At 39.0% G+C, this 16,226-nt stretch carries 15 protein-coding genes, 6 tRNA genes and 1 other RNA gene; 13 read left to right on the top strand and 9 right to left on the bottom strand.

Going from position 1 to position 16,226, the window contains the following annotated elements; genetic code table 11:
- From ACSC97_RS00005 to ACSC97_RS00015, 3 genes are all read left to right on the top strand, one after another.
- Positions 1 to 278 (top strand): transposase (locus ACSC97_RS00005; protein WP_436658527.1); only part of this gene is annotated, 278 nt, incomplete at its 5' end.
- A 370-nt stretch (positions 279 to 648) separates the two neighbouring features.
- Positions 649 to 2,274, top strand: a complete 1,626-nt coding sequence (locus ACSC97_RS00010) for an NAD+ synthase (protein ID WP_199955916.1) — start codon at positions 649 to 651, stop codon at positions 2,272 to 2,274.
- The gene (locus tag ACSC97_RS00015) at positions 2,267 to 3,298 is read left to right on the top strand and encodes a hypothetical protein (RefSeq protein WP_336949644.1); all 1,032 of its coding nucleotides are present in this window, start codon (positions 2,267 to 2,269) and stop codon (positions 3,296 to 3,298) included. The genes ACSC97_RS00010 and ACSC97_RS00015 overlap by 8 nt, the downstream gene beginning before the upstream one ends.
- Positions 3,299 to 3,372: 74 nt before the next feature.
- Here ACSC97_RS00015 and ACSC97_RS00020 read toward each other — a convergent pair.
- From ACSC97_RS00020 to coaD, 5 genes are all read right to left on the bottom strand, one after another.
- Positions 3,373 to 3,449 (bottom strand) — tRNA-Met (locus ACSC97_RS00020).
- A 235-nt stretch (positions 3,450 to 3,684) separates the two neighbouring features.
- A tRNA-Met gene (locus ACSC97_RS00025) sits at positions 3,685 to 3,761 on the bottom strand.
- Positions 3,762 to 3,823: 62 nt separating this feature from the next.
- Positions 3,824 to 4,179, bottom strand: an RNA gene (gene rnpB, locus ACSC97_RS00030) — RNase P RNA component class A.
- Between the two features lie 26 nt (positions 4,180 to 4,205).
- A complete protein-coding gene (locus ACSC97_RS00035; RefSeq protein WP_004913970.1) occupies positions 4,206 to 4,469 on the bottom strand; it encodes a YfhL family 4Fe-4S dicluster ferredoxin in 264 nt (87 codons plus the stop codon).
- 1 nt (position 4,470) lies between these two features.
- A complete protein-coding gene (gene coaD / locus ACSC97_RS00040) occupies positions 4,471 to 4,962 on the bottom strand; it encodes a pantetheine-phosphate adenylyltransferase (protein ID WP_004913971.1) in 492 nt (163 codons plus the stop codon).
- A 130-nt stretch (positions 4,963 to 5,092) separates the two neighbouring features.
- Between coaD and smpB the strand changes: the two genes are divergently transcribed.
- Complete coding sequence (gene smpB / locus ACSC97_RS00045) at positions 5,093 to 5,569, top strand: SsrA-binding protein SmpB (RefSeq protein ID WP_004663490.1); 477 nt, start codon at positions 5,093 to 5,095, stop codon at positions 5,567 to 5,569.
- A gap of 40 nt (positions 5,570 to 5,609) precedes the next feature.
- Here the strand turns inward: smpB and ACSC97_RS00050 are convergent, their stop codons facing one another.
- From ACSC97_RS00050 to rluD, 3 genes are all read right to left on the bottom strand, one after another.
- Entirely contained in the window at positions 5,610 to 6,182 is a 573-nt protein-coding gene (locus ACSC97_RS00050) for a flavodoxin family protein (protein ID WP_004913972.1), read from the bottom strand.
- Between the two features lie 83 nt (positions 6,183 to 6,265).
- On the bottom strand, positions 6,266 to 7,006 hold the full coding sequence (gene pgeF / locus ACSC97_RS00055) for a peptidoglycan editing factor PgeF (protein WP_087540694.1): 741 nt from the start codon (positions 7,004 to 7,006) through the stop codon (positions 6,266 to 6,268).
- A 19-nt stretch (positions 7,007 to 7,025) separates the two neighbouring features.
- Positions 7,026 to 8,075 carry a 23S rRNA pseudouridine(1911/1915/1917) synthase RluD gene (gene rluD / locus ACSC97_RS00060; protein ID WP_026057388.1) on the bottom strand — a complete coding sequence of 350 codons (1,050 nt, stop codon included), beginning with the start codon at positions 8,073 to 8,075 and terminating at the stop codon, positions 7,026 to 7,028.
- A 71-nt stretch (positions 8,076 to 8,146) separates the two neighbouring features.
- On the opposite strand from rluD, the gene ACSC97_RS00065 reads away from it, so the two are divergent.
- Both ACSC97_RS00065 and ACSC97_RS00070 read left to right on the top strand, forming a co-directional pair.
- Entirely contained in the window at positions 8,147 to 9,244 is a 1,098-nt protein-coding gene (locus ACSC97_RS00065; protein WP_436658533.1) for an outer membrane protein assembly factor BamD, read from the top strand.
- 126 nt (positions 9,245 to 9,370) lie between these two features.
- Entirely contained in the window at positions 9,371 to 11,254 is a 1,884-nt protein-coding gene (locus ACSC97_RS00070; protein ID WP_436658535.1) for a DNA primase, read from the top strand.
- Between the two features lie 4 nt (positions 11,255 to 11,258).
- Here the strand turns inward: ACSC97_RS00070 and hemA are convergent, their stop codons facing one another.
- Positions 11,259 to 12,542 carry a glutamyl-tRNA reductase gene (gene hemA / locus ACSC97_RS00075; protein ID WP_436658537.1) on the bottom strand — a complete coding sequence of 428 codons (1,284 nt, stop codon included), beginning with the start codon at positions 12,540 to 12,542 and terminating at the stop codon, positions 11,259 to 11,261.
- Positions 12,543 to 12,621: 79 nt separating this feature from the next.
- Here hemA and ACSC97_RS00080 point away from each other — a divergent pair, with 79 nt between their 5' ends.
- The 7 genes from ACSC97_RS00080 (at position 12,622) to ACSC97_RS00110 (ending at position 16,202) form a co-directional block, all read left to right on the top strand.
- Entirely contained in the window at positions 12,622 to 14,340 is a 1,719-nt protein-coding gene (locus ACSC97_RS00080) for a tetratricopeptide repeat protein (protein WP_436658540.1), read from the top strand.
- Between the two features lie 4 nt (positions 14,341 to 14,344).
- Complete coding sequence (lolB, locus tag ACSC97_RS00085; RefSeq protein ID WP_004952638.1) at positions 14,345 to 14,926, top strand: lipoprotein insertase outer membrane protein LolB; 582 nt, start codon at positions 14,345 to 14,347, stop codon at positions 14,924 to 14,926.
- A gap of 16 nt (positions 14,927 to 14,942) precedes the next feature.
- On the top strand, positions 14,943 to 15,776 hold the full coding sequence (gene ispE, locus ACSC97_RS00090) for a 4-(cytidine 5'-diphospho)-2-C-methyl-D-erythritol kinase (RefSeq protein WP_436658543.1): 834 nt from the start codon (positions 14,943 to 14,945) through the stop codon (positions 15,774 to 15,776).
- Positions 15,775 to 15,849, top strand: a tRNA-Gln gene (locus ACSC97_RS00095). The genes ispE and ACSC97_RS00095 overlap by 2 nt, the downstream gene beginning before the upstream one ends.
- Positions 15,850 to 15,874: 25 nt before the next feature.
- Positions 15,875 to 15,949 (top strand) — tRNA-Gln (locus ACSC97_RS00100).
- Positions 15,950 to 15,967: 18 nt separating this feature from the next.
- Positions 15,968 to 16,042: transfer RNA gene (locus ACSC97_RS00105), tRNA-Gln, on the top strand.
- Between the two features lie 85 nt (positions 16,043 to 16,127).
- A tRNA-Gln gene (locus ACSC97_RS00110) sits at positions 16,128 to 16,202 on the top strand.
- Positions 16,203 to 16,226: the final 24 nt, after the last annotated feature.

Raw genomic sequence — 16,226 nt, forward strand, 5'->3', positions numbered from 1 at the left:
AATTACATTCAAGTCATTGGAAAATAGAGCAATATCACCGAGTGATTAAACAGGTTTGTCATATTGAAAAGTTTCAGGTAAGACGATCTAAACTGATTTTGAATCATATTTTTTCAGCCTTGATGGCCTACGTCGAGATACAAAAGAAACAGTTTGAGCGGACCTTTGAAAATGTATATCGTTGGCAAAAGAACTTATTTAGACCAATCATCAAAGACTTCATTGATGACTTTATTCTCGATAAAAATCATCTGCTACCACAGAGAATCTATAAATGATAGTGCGTAAGTCCTAATTTTTTTATCCCATTACCGAAATAATCGAAAAAGAGTATTTCTATTCATGTCATTGAACTGTCATTTCGGTATGCGAAAGTGACACGAAAAAAAAGAATAAATGACAATGCTAAGTTTATTCATAGTCATGCACCATCACTACGCAACCATTTAAAAATGTTGCTCTTTAAAACAGAAAAACTTGTTATTTTTACGCAGAAAAATGTGCAATTAGTATATATTAGACACCTTGTCATTTTTCTTTAAGATATAGAATGTTTGGCGCTATGATATACAACGTTCTTTAAAATTATACTTACACAAATCAAGAACTTGTATATCAACACATGTTAAGACTCAGGATTAAGTTTGAATGAAAAATTTTAAAATTGCTCTTGCCCAGTTCTCTCCGCATATTGGCAATATTGACGCAAATACTCAAAAGATGGTTGAGCAAGCAAATTTAGCAAAACAGCAGCAAGCCGATTTAATCATCTTTCCAGAATTATCAACAATCGGATATCCAGCTGAAGATTTATTGATTCGACCTAATTTAAGCAAACGCACTCAGAAAGCATTTGCACAATTAAGTGAAGTCAAAGATATCGTCATGGTATTTGGTTTTGTTCATCAAACCGAAGATGGCTACCGCTATAACTCAGCAGCCGTGATGAAAGATGGACAAGTTTTAGGGATTTATAATAAGCATAACTTGCCAAATTATGGTGTTTTTGATGAAAAACGCTACTTCCAAGAAGGTCATCAGCATCTAATTTTTGAATATTTAGGTCATAAATTTGGTGTACTTATTTGTGAAGATGTTTGGTCACTGAATACTGTTAAGCAATTAAGCCAGCTCAATGTAGAAACAGCATTAGTTCTTAATGCTTCACCTTACGAAGTAGGTAAACCGCAACATCGTATCCAAACTTTAAATGAGTTAGCTAAACAGTTAAATCTCAATCTAGTTTATGTTAACCAAGTAGGTGGTCAAGATGATCTAATTTTTGATGGTTCAAGTTTTGTAACCAACAAAAATGGAGACATCGCACTACAAGCTCCAAGTTTCCAAGAATCAATTTATTTTGTTGAATATGATGCAGAGCAAAAAGAATTCAAAAAAACTGAATCAGCTCCTGCACTTGAAACCTTTGCTGAAATTTATCAAGCACTCGTAATGGCAACTCGTGATTACGTTCAACGTTCAGGCTTCCCAGGTGTCATTTTAGGTTTATCTGGTGGTATTGATTCTGCATTAACACTTGCGATCGCAGTGGATGCGATCGGGGCAGATAAAGTTCAAGCAGTGATGATGCCATATACATACACGTCACAAATGAGTGTGGAAGATGCGACCGAGCAAGCTCGTCGTATGGGCGTAACTTTTGGTATTGCTGAGATCCACCCTATTGTAAATAGCTTTATGCAAACACTTTATCCATTCTTTGGAAACACACCAGCTGATGCAACCGAAGAAAACTTACAAGCACGTACTCGCGGTACGCTATTGATGGGCTTATCTAATAAGTTTGGTAATCTCGTATTATCGACTGGTAACAAATCTGAAATATCAGTTGGTTACTGCACCCTTTATGGCGATATGGTTGGTGGTTTTTCTGTATTGAAAGATGTCTACAAAACCATCGTATTTGAATTAGCAAAATATCGTAATACTTTAAGTGAAACCCCTGTAATTCCAGAGCGTGTGATCAGCCGCCCCCCTTCTGCCGAGTTACGCCCTGATCAAACTGACCAAGACTCTTTACCAGCTTACGATGTACTTGATGCGATACTTTATGCATACATCGAAGAAGATCAAAGCCAAGCAGATATTATTGCGAGAGGATTTGATGCTGAAGTGGTAGAAAAAGTGATTCGATTGGTTGATCGCAACGAATACAAACGTCGTCAAGGTGCAATCGGACCACGCATCAGCTCACGTGCTTTTAGCCGTGAACGACGTTACCCTATCGTCAACGGATGGACAACGAATGACTGAAAAAATTGTTTCTGAAAAGTCACAATTACTTGCTCAAGCACTTATGCTTGAGCAAGTGGCGTTTTATAAAAACCAACTCACTACTCAACTCTCACCCGAGTTTTTCCAACAGTTTATTCAGCTTTTTTTACAACATGCTCCGAATATAAAACTGAAAGAAGTTGTAGAGCTTGATCAAATTCAAGCTGTAGTTAAACGCTATGCTTTTGAAATGCAATTAGGTGCTGGACTATTAGAATTCATTGGAGAAATTGCCCAGCGTCTTCATGTTTTTTCCTTGCAATCCTCAGCACAACTCCAAGATGTATTCTCAGATCATCAATTTGAAATGTGGCTATCTAAAATCTTAGAATTAGATAATATTCGACAATATTTGAATAAATTTCTAAAAGAAAGCCCATCCATTGAGCAACTCTGCTTATATATAGCAACCTCTACACTACAGAATAAATTACCCAAACTATTTGCTACAGCTGATGAAGAAAAAGCTCAAGATAGTAAATATGAATGGCAGCAGAAATTAAAAACTTTTTCCTATCGCCAACAACAACGTATTGAGCAAAAAATAGAAGAAAGTATTGCACGCTTTATTCAAGAACAACTTGTTGATTTGAGTCTATTATCAAATGATGATCTAGAAAGTTTGGCACGCAATATTTGGGACGACAATAAATCTAAACCACTCTCTGAATACACTAAGCAAGTCACTCCTCTAGATGTAGAAGAGTTCTTTGTGATGATCTATGAGTATTGGAAAGAATTACGCCAGTCTTCATTTTTGCAAGATCTGATTCTCTATGGCGTTAAAGTTTTCTATGATTTTTATAAAGATGAAAGCCTACAAGATGTTTTCACAGCTATTGGCTTGGAAGAAAGCGATCTACGCAATGAGGCAGTTCGTTTTTATCCAAAAGTTGTTAAAGCCTTAGATGAACATAATGTGTTAGAACCCATTATTCACATGGTTTTAAAACCTTTCTACGGCAACCCTCAGACCCTACAAGTTATCGAAACACATCTCTAATCTAGCTCAAGTCAGCGCTGAGTAGAAAAAAACTATAGATAAAAAGAAACCACGCAGGAGCGTGGTTTTTAAAATGGTGGCTATGACGAGACTTGAACTTGTGACCCCCGCATTATGAGTGCGGTGCTCTAACCAACTGAGCTACATAGCCGTAAACTGTGTGCGCATTATCTAGTGTTCTGCTTAAACGGTCAAGCCTATGACGTTGAAAATATGGAACATATGAACAGTTTTTATTCTTTTAAATCACATTTGATCATTTTTCGGCAATTTCATAAAAATTTAAACACTTAACTAAACTGTAAAATTAGTTTGTTAAAAAGGTATTTAAAAAATTATAAAAACAATAGACAAAAAGAGACCACGCAGGAGCGTGGTCTATAAAATGGTGGCTATGACGAGACTTGAACTTGTGACCCCCGCATTATGAGTGCGGTGCTCTAACCAACTGAGCTACATAGCCGAAAACTGTGGGCGCATTATCTTAACTTTCGCTACACACGTCAAGCACAATTTTCAAAAAAACTTAGAAGTGGGCCTATAAGCCGGGTTCTGTCGAGGACGATCATTCCTCTAGGCGTACAATCACTCATACGCTCAAGCGACCTACCCGAATCCAGTACGGGCCGTACCTCAGGATTCCTATTTGGTCTTGCTTCTGGTGGGGTTTACCTTGCCGTGAACTGTTACCAGACACGCGGTGCGCTCTTACCGCACCCTTTCACCCTTACCTCACGAATGAGGCGGTCTACTCTCTGCTGCACTTGCCGTCGGCTTTCGCCGCCCAGGCGTTACCTGGCACCCTGCCCTATGAAGCCCGGACTTTCCTCCCCTGCTTCAGTCACGGAGACCTCCACAGCAGCGACCGTCCAGCCCACTTCGAGGCGCATATTATCAAAGTTCAAAGTTAATTGCTTGTATTTTTTTGCGCTGTCAATTTTTTATATTTTTCCATCAGTTGGTCTTGTGACTCAACATGATTGGGATCAAGAGGAATACAATCAACTGGACAAAATAGTTGGCACTGCGGTTTGTCATGATGGCCCACACACTCTGTACAAAGCGCAGGATCAATCTCATAGATTGATTCCCCCATATAAATTGCTTCATTGGGACATACAGGCTCACAGACATCACAATTGATGCATTCATCTGTTATATATAAAGACACGCTACCAACCTTGTTGATGTTTACGCTCAAATGCCTGAACGACGACAGCAGGCACGAACTTGGTTACATCACCCTTTAAACGAGCGATTTCACGAACTAATGTCGATGAAATAAATGAGTATTGCTCTGAAGGCGTTAGAAATACAGACTCAAAATGAGGATCAAGCTGACGATTCATATTGGCTAATTGGAATTCATATTCAAAGTCAGAAATCGCTCTTAGACCACGAAGTACAGCTGTGGCACGTTGTTCACGGAAAAAATTAACCAACAAGCCATCAAATCCTACAAACTCAACATTGGTTAAATGACTTAATGATGCTTTGGCTAACTCAACACGCTCTTCTAAACTAAACACAGGATTTTTATGATGACCAATTGCAATTGCAACAACAACTTCATCAAACATTTTTGATGCTCTTGCAACTAAATCAACATGTCCATTGGTAATCGGATCAAAGGTCCCTGGATAAATCACACGTGTTTTAGACATGCGTTGTACTCTAAGTGAATGAGATAAGGCATGTATTTTAACAAAAGTTCGCAATAAACGCGAAATTCCTAAACAATGGAAAAAGGTTACGTTTTACGGCACAATAGATGCAATTGTGGAAGTTTGAATTATGGCGCAAGCAACAGTTGTAAAAAAACATAATGGTGGCACGATTGCTCAGAATAAAAGAGCGCGTCACGATTACTTTATCGAAGAAAAATTTGAAGCAGGCATGTCACTTCAGGGTTGGGAAGTAAAATCCTTACGTGCTGGACGTATGACATTGTCTGAAAGTTATGTCATTTTTAAAAATGGTGAAGCCTTTTTATTTGGTTCACAGATTCAGCCTTTATTGTCTGCATCAACCCATGTCGTACCTGAATCGACACGTACACGAAAGTTATTATTATCTCGTCGTGAACTAGAAAAGTTACTAGGCGCAGTGAACCAAAAAGGTTATTCATGTGTTCCTTTAGCCTGCTATTGGAAAGGTCACTTGGTTAAGCTCGAAATTGCGTTGGTCAAAGGTAAGCAATTACATGACAAACGTGCTACGGAAAAAGACCGTGATTGGCAGCGTGATAAAGCACGTATGTTGCATAAATAATAAAAAACCTCCAAGGATATTGGAGGTTTTTTTATAGGTATCAAATATTGATCTGTTTTAATCGTAATTCTGCTAAATATTTGCCAAATTTACGTGCGGTTTCTAAATCACCTTCTGGTGGCGTTACTTCGACGCTTGCATTATCTGACTGAGTCATTAAACCTAAAAAACTGGACATACGGTTAATATCTGATGGACTTCGTCCTGTTGGCATAAACGGTAAACCCGCCCATAACATGCCATGCTGCATCGCAAACAGATTGATCTGTTGCAACACCGCCAATTTATCACCGCTTAATCCACCACCATTGGTAAAGCCCGCAGCTATTTTGCCTTGCCAAGTTCGCGCAAGCCATCGCTTAGACGAGTCTTCCATGAATTGCTTGAGCGCAGAAGTCAGACTACCCATATAAGTTGGGCAACCCATTACGATCACATCAGCTTGATCGATTAAATCCCACTGTGGAGCAGCAACAGAAATTAGATGCACTTCTGCCCCTCCCTGTTCCGCACCTTGAGCAATATGTTGAGCAACTTTTGCAGTATGTCCATAAGGACTATGAAAAATTACACAAACTTGAACTTTAGGAGTTTCTTGATCAATGAAAGACATGGAAAATTTAAAAACCAATGAATTGAATCAAGTTTAACATTTTTCATCACAACTAAGCGAATCAACTGCTTATTGAATTAAAATTATTGCATAAACACAAATGTTGCCATACGTCCTGTTTTAGAATCTCGACGATAAGAAAAATAATCTGTCGTTTGTTGAAATGAACATTGATTGCCACCCAAAACATTCTGCACACCTAAGCGATTTAAAATAAACCGAGCGATTGCATATAAATCAGCTAAATATTTACCCTCAGTCTGTCCTGAGATAAATGCAAATTCCAGTTCAGTATATTTTTCACAGAATGCAGCTTTCACCTCTGCGCCGACCTCAAAGCAAGGTTGACTAATCGCAGCTCCTAACCACGCCCATTCTGGCTGTGATTGCATCTGAGCGACGGTATTTTCAATGATACCATTCGCCAAACCTCTCCAGCCTGCATGTAGATTAGCAACCTCTGTACCCTCAGCATTTCCTAAAACAACTGGTAAACAATCCGCTGTCATCATCATGAGTGCATGTCCTGCACGCTGTGTGACTAAGCCATCGCCTTCAGGGGCATTAAATGGAATTTGTTCATTGATAGTTAGACAAATCGTGCTGTGCGTTTGTGTCATCCATGTAATCTTATCAACACCATAGTTTGATAGTTGATTAAGCAAAATCATGCGATGTTGCTGAACTCGCTGTGCTTCATCATTAACATGCAATGCTAAATTAAAACCTTTTAGATTTTGATTTGGCGTTGCAATCGCTTGAGGATGCTCAATACACGTTTGACCGACGTAAACACCTTTAGGCAAACCTTGTACAAATTCCATATTTTATTCCAAAGATCGTTTAATAAGCCTTATTTTCAGTGCGCAATACTTCAACTAATTGCTTAAAGTCTTCAGGCCACGGTGCTTCAAACATCATTTCTTCACCAGTGCGAGGATGAACGAGACCAAGTTTTGCTGCATGCAATGCTTGACGTTTAAAGCTACGCAACATATCAATCAATGTTTCAGAAGCGCCAGCAGGTAAACGCACACGATTTACATAAACTGGATCACCGACTAAACCATATCCTAGATAGCTAAAATGCACACGAATCTGATGAGTACGTCCCGTTTCTAGTTGAGCTTGAACGCGAGTAAAATCTCTAAATCGTTCTTTCACGTTATAGTGAGTTACCGCTTCTCGACCACCTGGTAGGATCGCCATTTTCACGCGATCGACTGGATGTCTTTTAATCGGCTCATCAATCGTTCCACCAGCGATAATGTTTCCATAAACCACTAGATCATATACACGATAGACTGTTTTTTTAGCGAGTTGTTTACTTAGCGAAAATTGAGCTTCTAGATTTTTGGCAACAACCAATAAACCACTGGTATCTTTATCAATACGATGAACCAAACCAGCTCGGGAAAGTTCTGCAAGTTTTGGCGCATGATAAAGTAATGCATTGACCAATGTTCCCGATGGATTACCAGCACCTGGATGAACGACCATCCCTACTTCTTTATTGATCACGATAATATCATCATCTTCATAGACGACATTGAGTGGTATATTTTCAGGCTGGCTTGTCGTTTGCGCTTCTAACTCAACTTCTAAGGTTAGAAGCTCATTACCTTCACAACGATACTTCGGTTTTACGATGTTACCATTTACCAACAGATGACCATCTTTCATCCACTGTTTAAGTTTTTCTCGCGAAAATTCGCTCCATACCATAGCCGCGACTTGGTCGATACGCTGACCGAGATACTCTTCATCGAGTTGTATTTGCAACGATAAACGTGTTGCAGTTGAGTCAGAATTATGATTATCTGCATCCACAGAATCTTCGAGTAAGAAATCTGTTTCAGAGAAGTTTGAATTGGAAGATTGTGCTGAAGTCATTTGATGATCGGTACAAAAATGGTTTAATAGAACCATTGTAGCTCATTGCCCAGAATAACAGAGGAGTTTTTATGTCGCTACCACGTTATAAAATTACGATGCTTGCACTTTCTTTAGGTGTAGCGTCTGCATTTGTGGGCTGTAGCAGCAATCCAAGTAAAAAAGAAGTGGTTGATAAAGGACCACAATCAAGTGAGCAAGTTTATTTCGAAAAAGCACAAAAGTCTCTTGATCGCAATCAATACACTGATGCGGTTAAATCTCTTGAAGCGTTAGATACCTACTATCCAACAGGACGCTACACGCAACAAGCTCAACTTGAACTTCTCTATGCAAAATTCAAACAGAAAGATTATGAAGGCACGATTGCGCTTGCAGAGCGTTTTATCCGTCTAAATCCACAGCATCCAAATGTTGATTATGCTTATTATGTTCGTGGCGTAGCGAACATGGAAATGAACTACGATAGCTTAATTCGTTACACTTCTTTACAACAGTCACATCGTGATGTGAGCTATGTAAAAGTTGCATACCAGAATTTTGTGGATTTAATTCGCCGTTTCCCAAGCAGTAAATATTCTGTTGATGCGGCGCAACGCATGAAATTTATTGGTCAAGAATTGGCTGAAAGTGAAATGAATGCGGCACGTTTTAATATCCAACGTAAAGCATGGTTGGCTGCAGCTGAGCGCGCACAATGGGTGATTGAGCATTATCCTCAAACACCTCAAACACCTGAAGCTTTAGCAACACTTGCCTACAGCTATCAAAAGCTTGGCGACAATTCGACTGCTCAGCAATATATCGAAATTCTAAAACTCAATTATCCAAACCTTGTGAAATCAAACGGTGAAGTCAATCTACGCGCTGCTCGCAAAGAAGGTAGTTGGGTAAATCGTGCTACTTTGGGCTTGTTAGGTCGTGAATCTAAAACAGTTGAAGTGAAAGAAGAAGTTATATCTGAAGCTCAACAGCGCAGCCTAACCAACCGCCTAAGTTTTGGTTTACTTGATAAATCTGAAACAGAGTCAACCTCTCAACCTGAAGCCGTTGTCACACCAGTAGTACCAGCTGAAAATAATAAGCCGAGTTGGACAAATCGTCTTAGCTTTGGGCTTTTAGATAAACCAGAAGCAACAAACTCATCAGAGGACGATGCTGCAAACTAATTTGCAATCATCTGATACATCAAACAGGCAAGACTCTCCTTGCCTGTTTTTTATTTTATGCAACAATAATTTCTGACATTTTGCTCGGCAAAATATTTCACTTTCTACCTGAATGGTTAAATGCACATGGCGATTCCACAACATACGATTGATCAGATTTTAGATCGAACCGACATTGTCGATTTGATTGGTCAACGTGTGAAGTTAAAAAAGACTGGGCGTACCTATTCTGGCTGTTGTCCCTTCCATCAAGAAAAGTCCCCCTCATTCCACGTTTACCGTGATAAACAGTACTATCACTGCTTCGGTTGCCAGGCAAATGGGAATGCTATTCGCTTTTTAATGGATATTGATGGTCGTAACTTTGTTGATGTAATGAAGGAACTATCTAATAAAACAGGTATCGATTTACCCAAGGATAACCAAGATAATAAAAAACTATCCTACAAACGTAGTTCTCAGACTATTACAAAAGCAGCACCAACTGTAGCACAAGAGAGTCATACAACTCCGCCTCCTGCTGTTGATGACTATACCGATGGGCACTTTGTAGATATGGATCGTTTCATAGATGATCCCTTTGCGCAGTTTGATCCGTCTTTCGCATTTGAAGAAAATGTACAAGAAGGCAATTTATATGATCTTCTTGAAAATGTAGCTCAATTTTATGAGCGTCAGCTACCTAATAGTCAAAAAGCTCAGAATTATTTTAGGCAGCGTGGCTTGTCACCACAAACAATTCAATTTTGGCGTTTAGGTTACGCGCCTGAAGACTGGCAGCATTTAGAAAAAGCTTTCCCTCAAGATATTGAAGGCTTAAAGCAACTTGGCTTAATTCGCTCTAGTGATAGTGGGCGTGATTTTGATTTGTTACGAGAGCGTGTAATCTTCCCCATTCGTGATCACAAAGGACGTGTGGTCGGTTTTGGTGGTCGTGCATTAAATGATGAAATTAAACCCAAATACATTAACTCACCTGATTCTGAAGTTTTTCACAAGAACCAATTACTTTATGGTTTATATGAGGGCCGTAAACTTAAAGCCAATGATTGGTTGATGGTTGAAGGCTATATGGATGTCATCGCCTTGCAGCAATACGGCATTAATGGTGCTGTTGCCACACTTGGAACAGCAAGTAATGCAGATCACTTAACCACATTATTTAAGCAAAATTCGCGAATCACCATCGCTTTCGATGGTGATGCTGCGGGTCAAAAAGCAGCACGTCGTACATTAGAAATCGCATTACCACTTCTTAATGATGGGCGTGAATTAAAGTTTTTTGTATTACCCAATGAGCATGATCCTGACTCTTTGATTCGTCGAGAAGGTTTAGAAAACTTCCAAAGGCTACTTCAACAATCACCACTGTTGTCTGACTTTGTATTTGCCCATTTAACAGGGCAACATGATGTCAGCACACCTGAAGGTAAAAGTTTAGTCATGGGAGAACTACGAGAATTAACGGAGTTATTACCCAAACATGGTTCTTTTCGTTATTTGCTCACCCAATCTTTCCGTGAAAAACTTGGCTTGGGTAAACGCTTTACCCCACAAATTAGTCATGATGCTTCGCTTTCTTTTAACATCCAAACCAAAGATGAAGATTTTGCGATCGCTATTTTAATGCATCATCCCTTTCTTTATATTCATTTTGAAGAATTACGTGCGGTGATTGATCAAACAGAATTGTTGGCCAAGATTTTAGCCGTACTAAATATCGTGTTTGATGATCTACCAGATGATCAAGAGTTAGCAACTTATTATGTACTCGGTGCATGTAGCAATTTTAGCCATGAGATTGCTGATATTATGCAACGCACCAATATTCAATCATTAACTCAAGCACCTGAAATTGCAGATAAATTAGCAAAAGAATATGCTCTAGGCTTACAAGAAAAGTATTTAAGATTAAAACTTAAATCGCCGATTACACTGATTGAATCACGCAACTTACGTCAGCAATTGAATGAATTAACTAAGCAAATTAGCTTACGCTTACTATCCTAATTTTTTATTGTTTTGGCTTGCGCTCATGCTCAAATACTTCATGAAGATGCTGCTGTAGCCATTCAAAATAATCAGGGCTCTCAGCTTTAGCCGCCTCACGCAATAAAATGGAGGTCGGATGCATCAATTTTTGCGTCAAACGATGAGCAAACTCTTGTAGAACTTGCTCAGGCGGATGTCCATGTTGTAATGCATCCATGGCATGTTCTAACTCAATTTGACTCATTTCTTCGCTATGTTGGCGGTAGGCTTGTATCGTTCCGCCCGCCTCTTTAACTTTTTGCTGAGTAATCAATTGTGTCGCTAATTGATTTACCATCACTTCAGCTTCAACAGCAGCTTGACGACGCTGTGCTAGATTTTCATCTATCACACTTTGTAAATCATCTACGCCATATAAATAAACGTTATCTAGTGACTCAACCTTTGGATCAATATCACGTGGAACAGCTAAATCCACCATCAACATTTGTTGATAACGCCGTTTCTTCAATGCTGATTTAACATCTGCATATCCGATCACTTGATGCAAACTTCCTGTACAACTTGAAACAACATCTGCTCGATATAAATTTTGTGCTAACTCATTGAAAGGAATAATTTCAACATCTACTTGATGAGCAATTTCTTGAGCAAGAAGATCTGCTCGTTCACGACTGCGATTACAAATTAACATTTTAGCCACGCCCATTTCAGCAAGGTGCTTGGCAACCAAAGTATTCATTTCACCCGCAGCAACAATCATTACTGTTATTTTCTCTGGGTGGCTAAATACTTGTGATGCTAGTTGCGCAACAGCATAACCCATTGATACGGCATGGCTACCGACTGACGTTTCTGAGCGTACACGCTTTGCTGCGTAGAAAGCATATTCAAAAACACTATTCAATTCTGGTGATACTGTTTCAGCATTTTTTGATAGGGCAAGAGCACTTTTTACCTGTCCCAAAATTTGTGGTTCGCCTAACATCAGCGAATCTAAACCACTGGCAACACGCATTAAATGTGTAACAGCTTGAGCGTTTTCGTAACGATAAACATGATGAGTTAATTGTTTTACATCAATATTATTCACTTGGGCGAGCCAGTTTAAGACGCTATCCGCGTCTTCTGTCATGGCATAAACTTCTGTGCGGTTGCATGTAGACACAACCACCATATCTTTCAATGAAGGATGTTGACGTTGCTCCTGCAATAGCGCAGCTAACCGCTCTGCATTGAAAGCGATTTGCTCACGTAATTCAACAGAAGCTGTTTGATGGTTGACACCCAATGCAAAGAAAGACATATCAGATCATCATTTCGCTAAATTTATGTTATTGTGCAACATCGGTGTCATAAAAAGCATTACTTTGGATCAATAAAAATTGTGTCAGCTATATCGCCGTAATAACTTTAGCGGCAAGACGATTCGACGGTATTCTACCACAATCTTGTTGTTAGGTAGCATGAGCTCTTATGTCTCTGCACAAGCAATACACGATATGTATGCTGACAAAAGTTTTGAGAATGCACTACAACAGAGCATGATTGCTGAATTTTCCCTTGCTTATGATGATATTGCAACCGCATTACACAATTACACCGTTCTTGCCATTCGTAGTAACTCTACAACCATTAAGCAACGCGCATTAGATGTTGCTCTTGAATACAATGATCTGCAAGCTGCATTAAATATTGCAACGCACTGGGTTGAACAAGAGCCTAAAGATGTTCCAGCATTATTTTACTTATCACATATTGCATTGAAAACGCATGAATATGAGCTTGCGGCAAAAACCTTAGATAAAATCCTTAATATTGATCCCACTTCTGATCTAGAACAAATTTTGGCTGGAATTGCACCTGAGAATGCTCAAGATCGCGAAATCTTATTGAATGCTTTACGTGCCAGCACAGAAAAAGACAATCCTTCGATATTGGCTTTGATCGCAGGTCTAGAAGCGCAAGATGGTTTGTATGAGCAAGCACTTAAGAATATTAACCGTGCATTGCGTAAACGGTCTAAGTCGACTAGTTTTATTTTAATGAAAGCCAACCTGCTAATGGCTTTACAAGATGATGAAGCAACCCAAAAATGGTTTGTTAAAGCAAGCCGCAAGAATAAAGAAAATCTCGATATTCGTTTAGCGGAAGCACGTTATTACATTCAGATTAATGATCAACAAACAGCATTAGAAAAACTTGAAGATGTTATAAAAGATCATCCAAATGCTGAAGAAGCACTGTTTATTGCAGGCTTAACCAGTATTGATTTGAAACAATATGAAAAAGCAGAACAGTACTTAGTCGATTTGCGTAATTCAAGCAAATATCAAAATGAAGCCTATTACTACTTAGCCATCAATGCTCAACGCAAACAGCACTATGAAACAGCAAAGGCATATTATCGATTAGTAGACGGCAGTTTATATATCGTTTCTAGACGCAATATGATTGCTATTTTTGAAAAACAAGAACAATTGAATGATGCACTACGCTTCTTAACCCAAGAGCGCGTGAATTATCCTCAACATGCAAGTTTCTTATATCAAGCGCAAGCTGATATTTTAAAGAAAATGAATAATAAAAAAGCGGCTTTAGCATTACTGGATGAAGCAATAAAGAATTTACCAGATGATCCTGAACTCATTTATGCAGAAGTACTATTACTTGATCCTTTCACTGATCGAGATAAATTAGATAAGACTCTGAAACAATTATTGGCAATTGAGCCAAACAGCCCAACCTATCTTAATGCATACGCCTATACCCTCGCTTTACAAAATCGTCGCTTAAAAGAAGCACGAAAGTATGCGGAACTCGCACTAGAATTTGCACCAGAACAAGCTTCAATTTTAGATACACTAGGTTATATCGCATTTTTACAAAATGATTTTGATACCGCAGTCAAAGTCCTTGGGCAAGCGTATGAAATTAGTCAGAATGTAAATATTGGAATTCGATATGCCAAAGCATTGTATATGCAAGGTGCTCTCACTCAATTTAGTGATGTGTTACATCAATTAAAACAAAAACATGTAAATGCCCCACAATTACAACAACTTGATGGCTTAATCTTACCTGTCACAGTAAAAAAGAGTTAAATTCATGCGCTCATTGTCAAAACTATGCATTGCGATTTGTAGTTCAAGTGTTTTATTACTTAGTGGTTGTCAAAGCTTAACTCAACCCCAAAAACCAATCGTGACACCGCAAGTTCAAGATGAAAATAATTTTAACTTACAAGGCAAAATTGGGGTTCGCACACCGCAGCAATCTGGCAGTGCATTCTTTACATGGGCACAGCAACAAGATGAATTTGATATTGAATTAACTGGAATCCTAGGTGTTGGAAAAACACAAATTCAAGGTAAACCTGGTGAAGTCACACTAAATAGTGCAAAAACTGGACTTATTTCAGCGACCACACCTGAAGAATTACTTGAAAAAGCTACAGGATGGCAAGCACCAATTATGCACTTGACGTATTGGGTACAAGCCAAACCTGCGACTCAAAATGCGCAAATCATAAAAGATGAAAATAATAGATTAAAGCAACTCATTGAAGATGGTTGGACAGTTGATTTTAGTTATAACGACGCACAAATGCTGCCAAATAAATTATTACTTAAACAACCACTTGCGGAAGATAAAGAAAACCGTATTACAATGGTGATTCAAAATCGATAATTGATTAAATTAATCTATGATTAGAGTACCTTCACCTGCAAAATTAAATTTATTTCTGCATATTACTGGTCGTCGAGCGAACGGTTACCATGAATTACAGACGATTTTTCAATTGATTGACCTATATGATTGGATGACTTTTGAAAATTTGTCTGAAGAAATAATACAGATTGAAGGTATTGCTGAAGTTCAACTTGAACAAAATCTCATCTATCGTGCAGCACAATTATTACGCCCACATGCAAAAAAACCGTGTGGACTAAAAATTTTGATAGAGAAAAATATTCCTATGGGTGCTGGTCTTGGTGGTGGATCATCCAATGCCGCAACCACACTGATTGTGCTCAATCAACTTTGGGAATGCGGCTTAAATGAAACACAGTTGGCCGAATATGGTGTGCAACTTGGTGCAGATGTTCCTGTCTTCATTTATGGTCGAAATGCATGGGCAGAAGGCATAGGTGAACATTTATCATTCATAGACTTAGATCAAAAACAATTCATTATTTTAAAACCTGATTGTTTTATCAGCACTCAATTGTTATTTTCACAAAAAACATTGACAAGAGACTCTAAGATCACTAAATTTTGCGCCTATCAGTTAGAACCTTCTAGCTTTGGAAATAACTTCGAACCTCTGGCTCGACAGTTATACCCTGAAGTTGAAGAAGCGATGCAATATTTAGATCAATTTGGTCTAGCAAAGCTTACAGGTACAGGTGCTTGTGTTTTTACTGAAGTAACCAGTGAAATGGATACAAAGAAGATTTTGCAAAACGCACCTTGTAAAGCTTACTTGGTCAACAGTTTAGTAGAATCACCTTTAAGACATTTCAAAGTTACACGTTAGGGGCGTCGCCAAGTGGTAAGGCAGCGGGTTTTGATCTCGCCATCCGTTGGTTCGAATCCAGCCGCCCCTGCCAATTTTCACCTGTAGATGTATGTAATAGGGGCGTCGCCAAGTGGTAAGGCAGCGGGTTTTGATCTCGCCATCCGTTGGTTCGAATCCAGCCGCCCCTGCCATTACATATCATCAAATTTAGGGGCGTCGCCAAGTGGTAAGGCAGCGGGTTTTGATCTCGCCATCCGTTGGTTCGAATCCAGCCGCCCCTGCCATATCTTTAGACAGACTTGTTTTATATTGATACCTGTTCAATCATATTGACATTATCATGCAAAACGATTAAAGTTCTGCCGCATTAGGGGCGTCGCCAAGTGGTAAGGCAGCGGGTTTTGATCTCGCCATCCGTTGGTTCGAATCCAGCCGCCCCTGCCATCCAAATTCATTATAAGCCAACCG

Origin of the sequence: Acinetobacter sp. P1(2025) (genome assembly GCF_051390655.1) — a bacterium.
In the GTDB taxonomy this organism is placed as follows: domain Bacteria; phylum Pseudomonadota; class Gammaproteobacteria; order Pseudomonadales; family Moraxellaceae; genus Acinetobacter; species Acinetobacter junii.

Bases quoted from the DNA above. Each gene is read 5' to 3' on its own strand.
- ACSC97_RS00010 (WP_199955916.1), top strand. From the start codon at position 649: ATGAAAAATTTTAAAATTGCTCTTGCCCAGTTCTCTCCGCATATTGGC.
- ACSC97_RS00015 (WP_336949644.1), top strand. From the start codon at position 2,267: ATGACTGAAAAAATTGTTTCTGAAAAGTCACAATTACTTGCTCAAGCA.
- coaD (WP_004913971.1), bottom strand. From the start codon at position 4,962: ATGTCTAAAACACGTGTGATTTATCCAGGGACCTTTGATCCGATTACC.
- smpB (WP_004663490.1), top strand. From the start codon at position 5,093: ATGGCGCAAGCAACAGTTGTAAAAAAACATAATGGTGGCACGATTGCT.
- ACSC97_RS00050 (WP_004913972.1), bottom strand. From the start codon at position 6,182: ATGTCTTTCATTGATCAAGAAACTCCTAAAGTTCAAGTTTGTGTAATT.
- pgeF (WP_087540694.1), bottom strand. From the start codon at position 7,006: ATGGAATTTGTACAAGGTTTGCCTAAAGGTGTTTACGTCGGTCAAACG.
- rluD (WP_026057388.1), bottom strand. From the start codon at position 8,075: ATGACTTCAGCACAATCTTCCAATTCAAACTTCTCTGAAACAGATTTC.
- ACSC97_RS00065 (WP_436658533.1), top strand. From the start codon at position 8,147: ATGTCGCTACCACGTTATAAAATTACGATGCTTGCACTTTCTTTAGGT.
- ACSC97_RS00070 (WP_436658535.1), top strand. From the start codon at position 9,371: ATGGCGATTCCACAACATACGATTGATCAGATTTTAGATCGAACCGAC.
- hemA (WP_436658537.1), bottom strand. From the start codon at position 12,542: ATGTCTTTCTTTGCATTGGGTGTCAACCATCAAACAGCTTCTGTTGAA.
- lolB (WP_004952638.1), top strand. From the start codon at position 14,345: ATGCGCTCATTGTCAAAACTATGCATTGCGATTTGTAGTTCAAGTGTT.
- ispE (WP_436658543.1), top strand. From the start codon at position 14,943: ATGATTAGAGTACCTTCACCTGCAAAATTAAATTTATTTCTGCATATT.